The organism is Rhodococcus sp. BH4 (assembly GCF_002079265.1).
GTDB lineage: Bacteria > Actinomycetota > Actinomycetes > Mycobacteriales > Mycobacteriaceae > Rhodococcus_F > Rhodococcus_F qingshengii.
In genome coordinates this window covers 3,152,434-3,168,102 of record NZ_CP014941.1, presented here as the reverse complement: position 1 = coordinate 3,168,102, position 15,669 = coordinate 3,152,434, and the positions used below count along the sequence as shown (strand labels likewise).

At 63.4% G+C, this 15,669-nt stretch carries 12 protein-coding genes; 5 read left to right on the top strand and 7 right to left on the bottom strand.

Annotated elements, in window-relative coordinates; genetic code table 11:
* Positions 1-20: 20 nt before the first annotated feature.
* The 5 genes from A0W34_RS14760 to A0W34_RS14735 all read right to left on the bottom strand — a co-directional run bounded on the left by A0W34_RS14760 (position 21) and on the right by A0W34_RS14735 (position 5,941).
* Positions 21-1,001, bottom strand: a complete 981-nt coding sequence (locus A0W34_RS14760) for a VWA domain-containing protein (protein WP_003944878.1) — start codon at positions 999-1,001, stop codon at positions 21-23.
* Entirely contained in the window at positions 998-1,990 is a 993-nt protein-coding gene (locus A0W34_RS14755; RefSeq protein WP_003944991.1) for a DUF58 domain-containing protein, read from the bottom strand. The genes A0W34_RS14760 and A0W34_RS14755 overlap by 4 nt, the downstream gene beginning before the upstream one ends.
* Complete coding sequence (locus A0W34_RS14750; RefSeq protein ID WP_081557865.1) at positions 1,987-3,201, bottom strand: AAA family ATPase; 1,215 nt, start codon at positions 3,199-3,201, stop codon at positions 1,987-1,989. The genes A0W34_RS14755 and A0W34_RS14750 overlap by 4 nt, the downstream gene beginning before the upstream one ends.
* A 150-nt stretch (positions 3,202-3,351) precedes the next feature.
* Entirely contained in the window at positions 3,352-4,899 is a 1,548-nt protein-coding gene (locus tag A0W34_RS14745) for an NlpC/P60 family protein (protein ID WP_003944866.1), read from the bottom strand.
* A 451-nt stretch (positions 4,900-5,350) separates the two neighbouring features.
* On the bottom strand, positions 5,351-5,941 hold the full coding sequence (locus A0W34_RS14735) for an Rv1476 family membrane protein (protein WP_021332993.1): 591 nt from the start codon (positions 5,939-5,941) through the stop codon (positions 5,351-5,353).
* 456 nt (positions 5,942-6,397) lie between these two features.
* Here A0W34_RS14735 and acnA point away from each other — a divergent pair, with 456 nt between their 5' ends.
* Together acnA and A0W34_RS14725 are read left to right on the top strand one after the other, a co-directional pair.
* Positions 6,398-9,199: an aconitate hydratase AcnA gene (gene acnA / locus A0W34_RS14730; protein WP_081557864.1), complete on the top strand. Its 2,802-nt coding sequence runs from the start codon at positions 6,398-6,400 to the stop codon at positions 9,197-9,199.
* Between the two features lie 180 nt (positions 9,200-9,379).
* A complete protein-coding gene (locus A0W34_RS14725) occupies positions 9,380-9,946 on the top strand; it encodes a TetR/AcrR family transcriptional regulator (RefSeq protein WP_003944970.1) in 567 nt (188 codons plus the stop codon).
* A gap of 60 nt (positions 9,947-10,006) precedes the next feature.
* Here the strand turns inward: A0W34_RS14725 and A0W34_RS14720 are convergent, their stop codons facing one another.
* Complete coding sequence (locus tag A0W34_RS14720; RefSeq protein ID WP_003944932.1) at positions 10,007-11,638, bottom strand: ABC-F family ATP-binding cassette domain-containing protein; 1,632 nt, start codon at positions 11,636-11,638, stop codon at positions 10,007-10,009.
* Positions 11,639-11,767: 129 nt separating this feature from the next.
* Here A0W34_RS14720 and A0W34_RS14715 point away from each other — a divergent pair, with 129 nt between their 5' ends.
* Both A0W34_RS14715 and A0W34_RS14710 read left to right on the top strand, forming a co-directional pair.
* Positions 11,768-12,553 (top strand): SDR family oxidoreductase, encoded by a 786-nt coding sequence (locus tag A0W34_RS14715; protein ID WP_081557863.1) that lies wholly within the window; start codon positions 11,768-11,770, stop codon positions 12,551-12,553.
* Positions 12,554-12,563: 10 nt separating this feature from the next.
* Positions 12,564-13,694 (top strand): lycopene cyclase family protein, encoded by a 1,131-nt coding sequence (locus tag A0W34_RS14710; protein WP_081557862.1) that lies wholly within the window; start codon positions 12,564-12,566, stop codon positions 13,692-13,694.
* 14 nt (positions 13,695-13,708) lie between these two features.
* Here A0W34_RS14710 and A0W34_RS14705 read toward each other — a convergent pair whose 3' ends face one another.
* The gene (locus tag A0W34_RS14705) at positions 13,709-14,680 is read right to left on the bottom strand and encodes an alpha/beta hydrolase (RefSeq protein WP_081557861.1); all 972 of its coding nucleotides are present in this window, start codon (positions 14,678-14,680) and stop codon (positions 13,709-13,711) included.
* A 149-nt stretch (positions 14,681-14,829) separates the two neighbouring features.
* Between A0W34_RS14705 and ku the strand changes: the two genes are divergently transcribed.
* Positions 14,830-15,669 carry a non-homologous end joining protein Ku gene (gene ku / locus A0W34_RS14700; protein WP_172932851.1) on the top strand — a complete coding sequence of 280 codons (840 nt, stop codon included), beginning with the start codon at positions 14,830-14,832 and terminating at the stop codon, positions 15,667-15,669.

Genomic DNA, 15,669 nt, shown 5'->3' with positions numbered 1-15,669 from the left:
CAATTCGGAACTGCTCTCGATCAGGGCAGACGCTGCCTGCGTACCAGGGCAATCGTCAGACCAGCGGTCGCGAACACGACGCCGAGGACCAACCACGGTCGACTCGCGTCTCCTCGTGTCGTCTCGAAACCGATCTGCTCTTCGAGCGTGTCGTACACCTGGCGCAGTTCTTCGAGGCTCGATGCCGTGAAGAAACTTCCGCCGGAAAGGTTGGCGATCTCCTTCAATGACGCGTCGTCGACCGGGACGGGGATTCGGTCTCCTTCGATCTCGACTCGCCCGTATGTCGTTCCGAAGGAAATGGTCGAGATCGGAACGCCCTTGTCCTTGGCCTGACGGGCAGCGGTGAATCCGCCCCGCGGATCGTCCGAGTTTTCGGGAACGGTCTGCTTACCGTCGGACAGCAACACGATGCGCGCCGGTGGCGCCTGGTCGCTGCCGCCGAGAACAGCCGACAGCGTGTCGATCGACTGCAACGAGGTGAAGATCGCTTCGCCCGTCGCCGTTCGCTCACTGAGCTTGAGGTTGTCGATGGCGACCTTCGTCGCGTCACGATTCGTGGTGGGCGACACCAGAACCGAAGCGGTCCCGGCAAATGCGACCAACCCGAGGTTGATGCCGGGAGTCAGACCGTCGGCGAACGACTTGGCAGCTTCCTGCGCTGCTGCCAATCGCGTCGGCTCGACGTCGGTGGCCTGCATCGACAGCGACACGTCGATCACGAGGATCACCGTGGCACGGTTTCGCGGGACCTTCTTGTCTGCCGTCGGACCGGCAAGGGCGACGGTGAAGAACACCAATGCGATGACCATCAGAATCGCCGGAATATGACGCCACCGCCCGGGCCGCGAAGGCGCGACCTTCTCCAACAGTGCGAAGTTCGTGAACCGAAGTGTGTGCTTGGCTCGCTGCTTCTGCACGAGTACGTAACCGACCACCAACGCGGCGATGACAGCGAGGAACAGCAGCCACCACGGTGCGGTGAATTGAGAAAGACTCACGAACGAACGCCCCCAGTTCCGGCGCCGGCACCATAACTGTGTCGGCGTGCCGAGATGAATCTCACGACGTCGGCGATCCAGTCCCGATCGGTGTGCAGGGACATGAGCGGTGCGCCGCAACGACGTAGAGCTTGCCTGACCTCGACGCGGTGCTCGGCGGCGACTCTGGCGAAGTCGGCGCGCAATTGCGGCGTCGTGGTGAATTCTCTGGTCCGGCCGGACTCGGGATCGTGGAGCACCACGTCGCCCACGTCGGGCAGTTCGAGGTCTCGCGGATCGACCACTTCCACACCGAGCACGTCGTGCCGTCCCGAAATGGCGCGCAGCGAGCGTTCCCAGTCGATCGGTCCGAGGAAGTCGCTGATGACGACCGCGAGTCCGCGCCGACGCTGTGGGCGTCTGAGCGCTTCGATCGCGCCGACCAGATCACCGCGTACCCCGTCCGGCGCGTGCGGAGTCGTCGCGATCTTGCGGAGCATCGCCTGTGCGTGAATTCGCCCACCGCGGGCCGGAATTCGAGTTGTCTGTGCGCCGGTCGAGATGATGGCGCCGACGCGGTTACCGCCCGAACTGGTCAGGTGAGTGATCGCCGCGGCTGCGGCGACGACCAGGTCGCGCTTCTCGCATCCGGCGGTCCCGAAGTCGAGACTTGCGGACAAGTCGATGACGAGCCACGTCTCGAGCTCACGATCTGCGACCGACTGACGCACGTGTGGGTGCGTCGTCCGTGCGGTGACGGACCAGTCCATCTGCCGCACGTCGTCGCCCGGCTGATACTCGCGGGCATCTCCCGGCTCCGAACCCGGACCGGGAATCAGGCCGAGATGATCGCCGTGCAGCACACCGTCGAGGCGACGGCGAACCGTCAGCTCGAGGGTGCGCAGCGCAGCGGTGAGTTTGGGGTCGCTGAGCTCCCCGGATCGGAACGACGGCGGAGAACCGGTGGATCCGGCGGGTGTCGCCTGGCCACCGTCGCGGCCTTCGGTCACTGCGGGCGACTCATCGTCTCAGCGGTCGCGATCGGCGCGCCGTTGCCCTGCGGATTAGCTGTGCCCTGCGGATTAGCTGTGCCCTGCGGATTAGCTGTGCCCGGTGCGTTGAACTGCGGTGCTTGCGGTGCGCCCTGCTGGGGCGGTCCGGGAACGGTAGGAACCGGCCGCGCGGCGATCTGCGGCAGTCCGACGGTCTGCAGCACCCGGGCGATGACGGCGTCGGGAGTCACCTCGTCGGCCATGGCGTCGTAGGAAAGAACGAGACGGTGACGCAACACGTCCGGGATCACCTCGATGACGTCCTGCGGCACTACGTAGTCGCGCCCGCGGACGAGAGCGAGGGCCCGCGACGCGGCGATGATGCCGAGCGTCGCGCGGGGTGAGGCGCCGTACGCGATCCAGCCGGCGACGTCCTCGAGTCCGACCTCACGCGGCGTACGCGTAGCGGCGATGACCCGGACAACGTAATCGACGAGCGCGTGGTGAACGAAGACGTTGCTGGCGACGCGTTGGAGCCTGACCAACTCCTCCGGACCGAGGATCTGGTGCGGCTCCGGAGCCGCGACGCCCATCCGGTAGACGATTTCGCGTTCTTCCTCCACTGTCGGGTAATCGACGAGGATCTTGAACAGGAAGCGGTCGCGCTGCGCTTCGGGGAGCGGGTAGACGCCCTCGTTCTCGATGGGGTTCTGCGTCGCCATCACCAGGAACGGATCGGGCATGTGGTACCGCTTGCCACCGATCGAGACGTGGCGTTCTGCCATCACCTCGAGGAGCGCGGACTGCACCTTGGCCGGGGCACGGTTGATCTCGTCGGCCAACACGAAGTTGGCGACGACGGGTCCGAGTTCGGTGTCGAACTCCTCGCGGCCCTGACGGTAGATGCGCGTGCCGATCAGGTCGGTGGGCACCAAGTCCGGGGTGAACTGGACGCGGGAGAACGAACCGCCGACGACCTTCGCGAAAGTCTCGACGGCCAGCGTCTTGGCGACACCGGGGACGCCTTCGAGGAGGACGTGCCCCTTGGCGAGAAGTCCGACGAGAATGCGCTCGACAAGCCGGTCCTGCCCGACGATGACTCGCTTGACCTCGTAAATCGCTCGTTCCAAGGTCTGAACGTCGGCTGCCAGGGAAGGTGCTGCTCCGTCCGCACTTCCACTCGCCTTGCTTACGTCGACCGTTCCGACCGAATCTTCACGTGAGGTCACCAAGAATCCATCGCTTTCACCTAGAAAAGTACCGACAGTAACGTGTTCCCCGTCAACTATTCCAGGTAGTTGCGCTCGATGCCGTAACACCACGTCGGGAACTTGATACTTCCCTGACAATGCGGGTGTCAGTGGCATTTCCTCTGACGGTCAGGACACCAGTCGGACGGCGTACGGCGTCATTCCACCCCACCGAACCGGTGAGACCATGACACTCGAACCGGATTGTGGTGCCTCGAGCATCTGACCGTTACCGAGGTAGAGCGCCACGTGTTGGCTGGCGTTGGGGCCGTAGAAGATCATGTCGCCGCGCTTCATCTCCGAAGACGGAACCTGAGTGCCTGCGGTGTACTGGTAGCCGGTGTAGTGCGGCAGCGAGATCCCGATGCCGGCAAAGGCATAAATCATCAAGCCGGAGCAGTCGAACCCGACCTTGTTGAAGTCGCCGTAACTGTCAGCGACGCCGCCGTCACGGATGCCTCGCGTCGGTCCGTTCTCGTCGCCGCCGCCCCAGGCATACTGCACGCCTAGCTGAGACATTCCGCGGTCGATGACGGATTCGATTGCAGCGCTTCCGGTAACGGAAGGCTTCGGAGTGGTGGGTTTCGGCGTCGTCGGCTTCGGGGTGGTGGGCTTGGGCGTCGTGACCGTTTCCTCGTCGGTGCCGGTCTCTTCGTCCGTGCCTGTTTCCTCGTCGGTCCCTGTTTCTTCGTCAGTCCAGGTGTCGTCGTCGTCCGGTATGACGGTCGGAGTCGGGTCTTCGACCGCGGTGTGCGGACGCTGGGCTGCTGCCAGTGCGGCAGCTCGATCCTTGGCTGCCTGGTCGGCTGCGGCACGGGCGGCGGCCTGAGCGGCCGCTTCCTTGGCAGCGGCTTCGAGAGCCTTCTGATGAGCTTCCTCGGCGCGGCGCTGTTCGTCCCAGGTCGCGTATGCCTGGCGTTGACCCTGCAAGCCGGCGACGGCGTTGCGGGCGGCGTCGAGCTGAGCCTGGGCAGAGTTGCGCTCGGCTTCGATCGCGGCCTTCTTGGCTACCTGCTGATCGAGAGCGTTGCGCGCGATCTGAATCGCTTGCTCCGCCAGATCCTTCAGCTGCGCGGCGACCTCGGCGGCGGCATCGGCCTGCTGCTTGGCCTGGCGGGTCGCGGAATCCTTGTTCGCCTGCTCGGTACGTGCTCGCTGGAGACCGTCGAGCACTGCACTCTGCGTATTGGCGAGAAGCTTGAGGACCTGCGCGCGGTCGAGAACGTCGCCAGGACCCTTGGCGTCGAGGAACGACGAGATCGACGCAGTATTGGTGCCCTTGACGTAGCTCGAGCGTGCGTACTTGTCGAAGTCCGTCTGAGCGACCTCGATCTGCGCCGACGCGTCCTTCAGAGCTTGTTTCGTGACTCCGACGGCCTGCGCTGCGGAGTCTGCGGCGCCGCGAGCGTTCTGCAGATCCACGAGAGTCTTGTTGACGTCTTCACGCTTGATCGCAACTTCGTTGTCGAGTGCCGACAACTGTTCGTTTGCCGATGCGACTTGATTGATGAGCGCGCTGACGGTGCCGACGCTCGACGAGACCTGCGAATCTGCCGCGGCGATATCCGAGTCACTCGGATTCGGCGGCGGTGGCGGTACGGCCGAGGACATGGCCGGCGTCCCGACGATCAGGGATCCGACGACGCCGAATCCGATGACCAGTTGCGCCAGGCGCATCGATTTACGGGAAGGACCACGACGGGACTCGCCGCCACGTGTTACTTGCCTCACAAATAACTCTCCCTCGCGTGTAACGCCACGGCCCGCTGGGTCGCCGATCCGTGCGGGGAGGGAATGCGCAGACCAAGCACCGGTCGCCCACAGCCCGAGAGCTGCTCGTCGACCTGGACGTGCCGTACGAACGCCACCGTCGACACCTCGAGAACGAGGCAACCGACAAGTACGCGTCGAACAACATCAGCCTGTCTGCGACACTTCTTCCCCAAAAAGTGCCAGTTGTACCGTACGACACTCAAGCGTTCTTTGGAAACTTTAGCCACAAATAACACAAACGGTATTTGAGCTGGTCGAATGGCATGCAGGCACCAAAAAGGGCAGGTACTCACCGCAAACAGCAGTGAGTACCTGTTTTCGACGAGTTACTGAAAATCTCGCAAAAGGACCAAGGTCAGACGGAATCGGCCCGGTGGTCGGATGGTGCTGGTGTTTCCGAAGTCGAGGCGATATGTCTGGTTTGCGCGTTTTCTGGCTCTCGCCGCCACTTGACGGCAAAGGTAATTCCGGCAATAACCGCCACCACTGCGATGACAAGGACCGTGTAAAGCGTCCACGGCGGACCTGGCGCCACGATCTCGTGCGAGAAGCGGTCCGCGGTCACGCTTGCGCTTTCGCCGAAAGATCGGTCCTGTGCAGTTTCGAGCTGCACTCGACTGATCGAATCGCTATAGCTACCCATCCAGTCAGGGCTCAGAACGAGAACCGTTCCGCCTTCTGTTTTGCCGACCGTCGTGGCCAGGTCTCGAAGATCGGACGGCCGGCCCGGATTTGCGTCGACTACTACGACGCTCAAGTCGACACCACGTTCACGAGCGTCGGTCACCACCGCGGTCAGCCCCGCAACATCATCCGCGGGGGCGGAGACGCCGTCCGTCGAAATGTCCGCGAGCACGTCGTCGAGATCGACGTCCGACGGAACAGCGACGTGCAACGGGGACTTCACGTGCACAGGCGCAAAAGCGTGATTTGTAGGAGCAGACATCTCTCATCCGGGTGCTGTTCGGATTCCGTCCACCGCTGAGATGCGGGGAGTTCTTCCGAGGTCGTTTTTCGGCGGCCGACCCGCGACGGGCCTGCATGCACCCTACTTCAGGTCGACTGCCACCAGGCGTCACACACAACCGCCGCGCGTGCCGCCCGAGCGGTAGCTGTGGGTGCGGTCACCCAGCCAAGCCTGCGTTGCGCAGGCCCGCAGTCTGCATGAAGATTGTTTCGGTCAACTTGCCCTGAATTCTCACAGGACAAGCGTACTGTTAGACTTGGACCAAGAGGTACCACCGGTCAGGACAGGTTCTACTGCAGCTCCGATGTTCGGACAGTTCTCACGCGAACTGTGCGATTGGCGTGAGCTACGGAGGATCTTCCCGGCCGAAGTACCTCGCTTCAGCTGCCGACACAGCCCCGTCGGTAGCGACCCTCATAGACGAGTGGAGCAGACGTGAGCACCAGTATCGATTCATTCGGAGCCAAGGGAACCCTCGAGGTCGGTGAGAACTCTTACGAGATCTTCCGCCTCTCGGCCGTCCCCGGCACCGAGAAATTGCCCTATTCCTTGAAGGTTCTCGCCGAGAACCTTCTCCGCACCGAAGACGGCGCCAACATCACCGCGGATCACATCCGCGCAATCGCAAGCTGGGATCCCTCAGCCGAGCCGAGCATCGAAATCCAGTTCACGCCTGCCCGCGTGATCATGCAGGACTTCACCGGCGTTCCTTGCATCGTCGACCTCGCCACCATGCGTGAGGCCGTCACCACCCTCGGTGGCGACCCGAACAAGGTCAACCCGCTCTCCCCCGCCGACATGGTCATCGACCACTCGGTCATCCTCGACGTCTTCGGCCAGGCCGACGCACTCGAGCGCAACGTCGACCTCGAATACGAGCGCAACGGCGAGCGTTACCAGTTCCTCCGTTGGGGCCAGGGCGCATTCGACGACTTCAAGGTCGTCCCCCCGGGAATGGGCATCGTTCACCAGGTCAACATCGAGTACCTGGCACCCACCGTCATGTCGCGTAACGGACAGGCATACCCCGACACCTGTGTCGGCACCGACTCGCACACCACGATGGTCAACGGCCTCGGCGTGCTCGGCTGGGGCGTCGGCGGCATCGAGGCCGAGGCAGCAATGCTCGGCCAGCCCGTCTCCATGCTGATCCCCCGCGTCGTCGGCTTCAAGCTCTCCGGTGAGATCAAGCCCGGCGTCACCGCAACCGACGTCGTGCTCACCGCCACCGAGATGCTCCGTAAGCACGGCGTCGTCGGCAAGTTCGTCGAGTTCTACGGCAACGGTGTTGCCGAGGTTCCGCTCGCGAACCGCGCGACGCTGGGCAACATGAGCCCCGAATTCGGTTCCACCGCAGCGATCTTCCCGATCGACGCCGAGACCATCGAGTACCTGCGCCTCACCGGCCGCAGCGACGAGCAGCTCGCTCTCGTCGAGGCGTACGCCAAGGAACAGGGCCTGTGGCACAACCCCGACAAGGAACCCGTCTTCTCGGAGTACATCGAGCTGGATCTGGGAACCGTTGTTCCCTCGATCGCCGGCCCGAAGCGCCCGCAGGACCGAATCCTGTTGTCGGAGTCCAAGACTGCGTTCCGCAAGGACATCCACAACTACGTGGAAGAGAACTACCCGACCGAGCACACCCAGCTCGACGAGGCCGTCGAAGAGTCCTTCCCGGCTTCCGATCCCGCGGTTCTGTCGTTTGCCGACGACGGAGCGGTCGACGTTCTCTCTGCTGCAAACGGTGCAGAAGGCCGTCCGAGCAAGCCGGTCGTCGTCAAGTCCGACGCCGGTGAGTTCGTTCTCGACCACGGCGCCGTCGTCGTTGCAGGTATCACCTCCTGCACCAACACGTCCAACCCGTCGGTCATGCTCGGTGCTGCACTGCTCGCACGCAACGCCGTCGAGAAGGGCCTCGCCACCAAGCCGTGGGTCAAGACCAACATGGCTCCCGGTTCGCAGGTCGTCACCGATTACTACGAGAAGGCCGGCCTGTGGCCGTACCTCGAGAAGCTCGGTTACTACCTCGGCGGTTACGGCTGCACCACGTGCATCGGTAACACCGGACCGCTGCCCGAGGCAGTCTCGAAGGCCATCAACGACAACGACCTCTCGGTCACCGCGGTGCTCTCGGGTAACCGTAACTTCGAGGGACGTATCTCCCCCGACGTCAAGATGAACTACCTGGCTTCCCCGCCGCTCGTGATTGCCTACGGCCTCGCCGGAACCATGGACTTCGACTTCGAGACCGATTCGCTCGGTAACGACACCGACGGAAACCCCGTCTACCTCAAGGACATCTGGCCGTCCACGCAGGAAATCGAAGAGACGATCAAGTCCTCGATCGACCAGGACATGTTCCGCAAGTCGTACGCAACCATCTTTGCGGGCGACAGCCGCTGGCAGAACCTCGAAACCCCGAAGGGTGACACCTTCGAGTGGGACGAGAACTCCACCTACGTGCGGAAGCCACCTTACTTCGACGGCATGACGATGGATCCGGCTCCGGTCAAGGACATCAAGGGCGCTCGCGTCCTCGCACTGCTCGGCGACTCGGTCACCACCGACCACATCAGCCCGGCAGGTCCGATCAAGGTCGGCACCCCCGCTGCGCAGTACCTCGACTCCCATGGCGTCGAGCGTGCGGATTACAACTCGCTCGGCTCGCGTCGCGGTAACCACGAGGTCATGATTCGCGGAACGTTCGCGAACATCCGTCTGCGCAACCAGCTCCTCGACGACGTCTCGGGTGGTTACACCCGCGACTTCACGCAGGAAGGCGCACCGCAGGCATTCATCTACGACGCGTCGCAGAACTACCAGGCAGCCGGCATCCCGCTGGTCGTCCTGGGCGGCAAGGAGTACGGCTCCGGATCCTCGCGTGACTGGGCAGCCAAGGGCACGAGCCTGCTCGGCGTCAAGGCCGTCATCACCGAGTCGTTCGAGCGCATCCACCGCTCCAACCTGATCGGCATGGGCGTTGTCCCGCTGCAGTTCCCGGTCGGCGAGTCCGCAGGTTCGCTCAAGCTCGACGGCACCGAGACCTTCGACATCGAAGGTGTCGAGAAGCTCAACGAGGGCGTCACCCCGAAGACCATGAAGGTCACGGCGACGCGCGAGAACGGCGAGAAGGTCGTGTTCGACGCAGTCGTACGCATCGATACCCCCGGCGAAGCGGATTACTACCGCAACGGTGGCATCCTGCAGTACGTGCTTCGCAACATGATCCGGGGCTAGTAGGCACTACGTGCCTGTGAGCACTTTCGGCCCCTGACGGGTCACAAAGCGCTCACGACCACTTTCGCCGGAAGGCGAACCAGGTTTCATCGGTGGTCGTGAGCGCTTTGTGCACTGAGTCGACATTCAGCGTCTACGGCCGAAAGTGTTCACAGGCAACCCGACAAAGGAGGGATGCCCGTGCCCAAGGTCAGTGAAGACCATCTCGCGGCACGGCGCAGTCAGATCCTTGACGGCGCCCGCCGCTGCTTTGCGGAATACGGCTACGACGGCGCCACAGTTCGCCGTCTCGAAGAAGTCACCGGTTTGTCCCGCGGAGCGATCTTTCATCACTTCAAGGACAAGGACGGCCTGTTCCTCGCTCTCGCAAGCGAGGATGCGAGCCGGATGGCAGATGTCGTCGCCGAAGAGGGCCTCGTCCAGGTCATGCGGGACATGCTCGCGCAGCCCGATCAATTCGATTGGCTGGGAACGCGACTGGAGATAGCGCGTCGACTGCGCAATGACGCCGATTTCCGCGAGAAGTGGTCACAGCGCTCCGTAGAACTGACGGAAGCGACCAGTGCGCGCCTCGCCAGACAGAAATCGGCCGGTCGGCTCCGTGACGACGTTCCCACCGAAATTCTGATCGGGTATCTGGATCTGGTGATGGACGGCCTGGTCGCGAGAATCGCCTCCGGCCACGGCGTCGACAACCTGTCAGCGGTTCTCGATCTGGTCGAGGAATCGGTGCGGCGGAGAGATTGAGGGGCTTCGCCCCTGTGCGCCTTTTTGGTAGTTCCCACTACCAAAAAGGCGCACAGGGGGTTAGGCGAGCTGGATCAGCTCGAGGTATTCCTGCGACCAGTGGTCCTCGTTGCCGTCGGGCAGGAGGATGACCCGCTCGGGGTTGAGGGCCTCGGCAGCGCCCGGATCGTGGGTGACCAGGACGACGGCACCGGTGTAGCTGCGGAGCGCGTCGAGCACCTGCTCGCGTGAGATCGGGTCCAGGTTGTTGGTGGGCTCGTCGAGAAGCAGAACGTTGGCAGCCGAAGACACCAGACCGGCCAGAGCCAGACGCGTCTTCTCACCACCCGAGAGCGTTCCGGCCGGCTGTTCGAGCTGCGGGCCGGTGAACATGAAGGCACCGAGCAGCGAACGCAGTTCCTGCTCCCCTGTGTCCGGCGCGGCGTGGCGGATGTTCTCCCACACGGACGCGTCGTCGTCGAGGGTGTCGTGCTCCTGAGCGAAGTAGCCGACCTTGAGTCCGTGACCGGCGATCAGCTCACCAGCGTCCGCCTTCTCCGCGCCCGCGAGGATGCGGAGCAGCGTGGTCTTACCTGCACCGTTGAGTCCGAGGATCACCACACGAGACCCACGATCGATCGCCAGATCGACACCGGTGAAGATCTCGAGCGAGCCGTACACCTTGGTGAGGTTCTTGCCCATCAGCGGAGTCTTGCCACAAGCGGCGGGTTCGGGGAAACGAATCCGCGCAACCTTGTCCGAGACACGTTCGGCATCGAGGTTCGCCATCAATTTGTCGGCTCGCTTGGCCATGTTCTGAGCCGCGACGGCCTTGGTTGCCTTTGCGCCCATCTTGGCGGCCTGAATCCTCAGCGCACCGGCCTTCTTCTCGGCGTTGGCGCGCTCGCGGCGACGACGCTGCTCGTCCGTGGCACGAGCGTCGAGGTACTTCTTCCAGTTCATGTTGTAGACGTCGGCCTCACCGCGGACGGCATCGAGGAACCACACGCGGTTGACGACGTCGTTGAGCAGGTCGACGTCGTGGCTGATGACCACCAGTCCACCCTCGTGGTTCTGGAGGAAGCCACGCAGCCAGGTGATGGAGTCGGCGTCGAGGTGGTTGGTGGGCTCGTCGAGCAGCAGAGTCGTGTCCGAGCGGGCACCGCTGCCGTCGGAGGCGGCGAAGAGGATGCGCGCCAATTCGACGCGACGACGCTGACCGCCGGACAGCGTGCTGAGCGGCTGCCCGAGAATGCGGTCTTCGAGACCGAGGCTGCTGGTGATGCGTGCAGCTTCACTCTCGGCTTCGTATCCGCCGAGGGCCGAGAACCGATCCTCGAGCTGACCGTACTTCTTGACCGCGCGGTCCTGCGATTCCTGATCGAGCACCTCGCCCATCAGAATCTGCTGCTTCTCCATCTCGCGGAGCATCGTGTCGAGGCCACGTGCGGAGAGAACCCGGTCCTTGGCGAGGACGCTCAGGTCGCCCTCTTTGGGGTCCTGCGGGAGGTATCCGAGTTCACCGGTACGTACGACGCTTCCCGCATATGCCTCACCTTCGCCGGCGAGGATGCGCAGTGTGGTCGTCTTTCCGGCTCCGTTACGTCCGACGAGTCCGATCCGGTCGCCCGGCTGGATGCGCAACGAAGGCCCGGGAGCCGTGAGAAGGGTGCGGACACCGGCACGAACTTCGAGGTCAGTGGCGGTAATCAAGCAAACTCCTCAGGAAAAACGACGAATACGGGTAAACAATGCCTGACTACAGACACAAGAACTATCGATTTTACCGTGACCTGACGGTCGTTCCGACCAGCAGCGTGTGAGTCCGCTAACGTTCGGGACATGACTAGCGAAAACAGCACTCGTCCTCGCGACCTCGAAGGCCGTGCCGCCATCGTCACCGGCGCAAGTCGCGGAATCGGCAAAGCTGTCGCCGCCGAACTCCTCGCTCGCGGTGCCGACGTCTTGATCACAGCCCGCAAGCCGGAGCCTCTCGAGGCCGCCGCATCCGAGCTGTCCGCTCTGGGGCACGGCGGAAAGGTCGTCGCATTCGCGGGCAACGCAGCCGATGCCGAAGCCCGCTCCGGTGCCGTCGACCGCGCCGTGTCCGAATTCGGTTCACTCGACATTCTGGTCAACAACACCGGAATCAACCCCGTCTTCGGTGCGCTCATGGAAGCGGACCTCGACGCCGTGCGCAAGATCTTCGACGTGAATGTGGTTGCCGCCCTCGGTTACGTCCAACAAGCACATCGGGCATGGATGGGCGAACACGGTGGAGCCGTCGTGAACCTGGCAAGTGTGGCCGGGATCCGGTCGACGGGCGTCATCGCGGCGTACGGCGCGTCGAAGGCTGCGCTCATCCGCCTGACGGAAGAACTGGCCTGGCAACTGGGACCGAAGATTCGTGTCAACGCCGTAGCTCCCGGGATCGTCAAGACGCAGTTCGCGGCAGCCCTGGTCGCTGCCGGCGAGGACAAGGCGTCGGCGGGCTACCCGATGAAGCGGCTCGGCACCCCCGAGGACGTTGCCGGTCTGGTCGGCTTCCTCGTCTCCGACGCGGCGGCGTGGATCACGGGCGAAACGGTCCGGGTCGACGGCGGTCTGCTCGCAACGGGATCGATGTAGTGCGCCGGTCGTGAGCACAGACAACTCTTCCGCCGACGTGGTGATCGTCGGTGGCGGCCCGGCCGGGCGGGCACTCGCCACCCGCTGTATCGCCCGGCAACTCACCGTCGTCGTTGTCGATCCGCATCCCCATCGGGTGCGGACGCCGACCTATTCGGCGTGGGCTGACGAGCTGCCGTCGTGGCTGCCGGTCGATGTGATCGCAAGCCGGATCGAACGCCCGAGCGTGTGGACCCGCAGACAGAAAACGCTTGATCGCACATATTGCGTATTGAATACATCTTTACTGCAATCATTTCTCTCGGGCACATCCGTACAGTTCAGAGCCTTACGTGCTCAAACACTGTCACCTACCGCCGTCCTGTGCGTGGACGGATCGCAGCTGACAGGTTCCGTCGTCATCGACGCCCGGGGTACCGAACTGACGGTGACAACCGCCCAGCAGACCGCCTTCGGAGTGATCGTCGACCGCGCTCTGGCCGATCCGATTCTGGGTGGTGGCGAAGCCTGGTTCATGGACTGGCGAACAGACAACGGCGCCTCCGACGCCGACACTCCGTCGTTTCTCTATGCGGTCCCACTCGATGACGAGCGAGTTCTCCTCGAGGAGACCTGCCTCGTCGGCCGGCCGGCGTTGGGGCTCCGCGAACTCGAAGCGCGTCTGCGCACCCGGCTTCGCAATCGGGGCTGCGAAGTCCCCGACGACGCACTGGTCGAGCGAGTCCGTTTTGCAGTCGAAGGCCCGAAGAAGTCGTTCCCCGACGGTGTCCTCCGGTTCGGCGGGCGAGGCGGTCTGATGCATCCGGGAACCGGATACAGCGTTGCCTCCTCACTCGCCGAGGCAGACGCAGTCGCGAAGGCAATCGCCGACGGTGGAGATCCCAACGCGGCGCTCTGGCCGCGGTCGGCCAAGGCGGTCTCTGCCCTTCGCCGCGTTGGCCTGAACGCACTTCTCACCCTCGACTCGGGAGAGGTCGCGACATTCTTCGACACGTTCTTCGATCTACCGGTCGAGGCTCAGCGGTCCTACCTGTCCGATCGGCGGGACGCGTCCGCGACGGCGAAGGTGATGGCAACCCTGTTCCGATCGTCACCGTGGCACGTCCGAAAGACGTTGATGCGCGCGCCGTTTCTGAGGTGAGCACTCTGGACCGACTACTGCGCTCCCATCGAGCCGGCGATCATCGGCCACGAATTGTGAAGGTCGTCCTGCCAGTAACCCCACGAGTGGGTTCCGGTCGGCTTGAAGTCGAAGGTCGCGGGGATGCCCAGGGCATTGAGTCGGTCCGCCAAGCCATGTGTGCACCCGTTTACCGCGGATTCGATGATGCCTCCGACGACGATCTGATTCAGGAGCGCACCGGGATTTCCGTTCACATCTGGTGCCTGAAGGTTGTCGTGCGGACCGGGCAGCCCGGATCCGGTGGAGACGTACAGTGCGGTCCCCCGCAACTTCTCCGCGTTCACGACCGGATCGTTCTCGCGCCACCCCGGACCGTCGAACGGTCCCCACATGTTTGTCGGATCAGCGCCACCCCGCGCGCCGACCACCAACCGCACATAGTCCTGACCCGGCTGGGTGGAAGTCTCCGCGCACCCGCTGTAGGCCCCGACACTCCGATAAAGCCCTGGTGCCGAGATCGCGAGATTGAGTACCGACGTCGCCGTCATCGAAATCGCCGCGATGGAGTTGACCCCGTTGGTACCGAACTGCGCATCGATGACGGGCGGCAGTTCGCGAGTGAGGAACGTCTGCCACTTGTTGCGCCCGAGTACGGGATCGTCTTTCTGCCAGTCGGTGTAGTAGCTGAACGCTCCTTCCAGCGGCGTCACGACGTTGACGTTCTTGTCGGCGAAGAAGTCCAGGACATCGGTCCGTCCTTCCCACGTTGCACTGTCCTCGCCACCACCGGCGCCGTTGAGCAGATACAACGTGGGCCGTGGGGCGCTCGTGTCGGCGGGGAGGATCACCTCGAGTGGAATGTCGCGGCCCATCGCATCGGAGTGGACGCTGATGGTTACGTTGCGTGCCGGATCTGCGTTCGCGGGCAAAGGCGCAAACAGCAGTGGAACCAGTGAAATCGCCAGCGCCGCGGTGACGCGTCGACGGTAGGTTCGGATTCTCATCGGAGCGTCTCCCCAGGTGTGCGAGTCGGGTTCTCGAAGCGGATACCCGCTCGATACGCCCCGAACCGACCCATCCACACGCAACGGTTCGGGATCAACCGTGATCGTTTGCCTCGCGCAAACGGCCGGCGGCGACCATCATGGGAGGCATGCGCTCGATTTGGAAAGGCTCGATAGCCTTCGGTCTGGTCAACGTCCCGGTCAAGGTGTACTCGGCGACCGAGGACCACGACATCCGATTTCACCAGGTCCATGCAAAAGACGGTGGCCGCATCAAGTACAACCGTGTGTGTTCCGAGTGCGGAAACACGGTTCAGTTCGCGGACATCGACAAGGCGTACGACTCGGAAGACGGATCGCGCGTCATCTTGAGCGACGAGGACTTCAACAAACTCCCGGCTGCGGAGAAGCACGAGATTCCGGTGCTGGAATTCGTGCCGAACGATCAGATCGATCCGATCTTGTTCGAGAAGAGTTACTTCCTCGAGCCCGATTCGGCGTCGCCGAAGGCGTACGTCCTGCTTTCGACTGTGCTCACCGAGAGTGATCGAACGGCACTGGTGCATTTCACGCTGCGACAGAAGACGCGCCTGGCCGCGATGCGCGCTCGCGATGGTGTTCTGGTGATCCAGACCTTGCTGTGGCCCGACGAAGTTCGTGCAGCAGAGTTCCCTTCCCTCGACGACGTGGAGAAGCCGAAGGCGAAGGAACTGAAGATGGCGCAGACGCTGGTCGAGAGCATGGCGGGCGATTTCGATCCGACCGAGTTCACCGACGACTACCAGCTCCAACTGCGGCAGTTGCTCGACGAGATGATCGAGAACGGCGGCAAGAAGGTCATCCCCGCCGCCGAGGTCGACCAGGAGGGCACCGATGCGGAGGTGGTCGACCTGGTTGCCGCACTGCAGCGCAGTGTGGACGAAGCGAAGTCGAACGCCTCCAAGGCCGGCTCGTCGAAGTCGACTACACCGAGGAAGAAACGAGCCTGA

Excerpts from the sequence above, each read along its gene's own strand:
- A0W34_RS14745 (WP_003944866.1), bottom strand. The coding sequence starts at position 4,899 with ATGCGCCTGGCGCAACTGGTCATCGGATTCGGCGTCGTCGGATCCCTG.
- A0W34_RS14735 (WP_021332993.1), bottom strand. The coding sequence starts at position 5,941 with ATGTCTGCTCCTACAAATCACGCTTTTGCGCCTGTGCACGTGAAGTCC.
- A0W34_RS14715 (WP_081557863.1), top strand. The coding sequence starts at position 11,768 with ATGACTAGCGAAAACAGCACTCGTCCTCGCGACCTCGAAGGCCGTGCC.
- A0W34_RS14705 (WP_081557861.1), bottom strand. The coding sequence starts at position 14,680 with ATGAGAATCCGAACCTACCGTCGACGCGTCACCGCGGCGCTGGCGATT.
- ku (WP_172932851.1), top strand. The coding sequence starts at position 14,830 with ATGCGCTCGATTTGGAAAGGCTCGATAGCCTTCGGTCTGGTCAACGTC.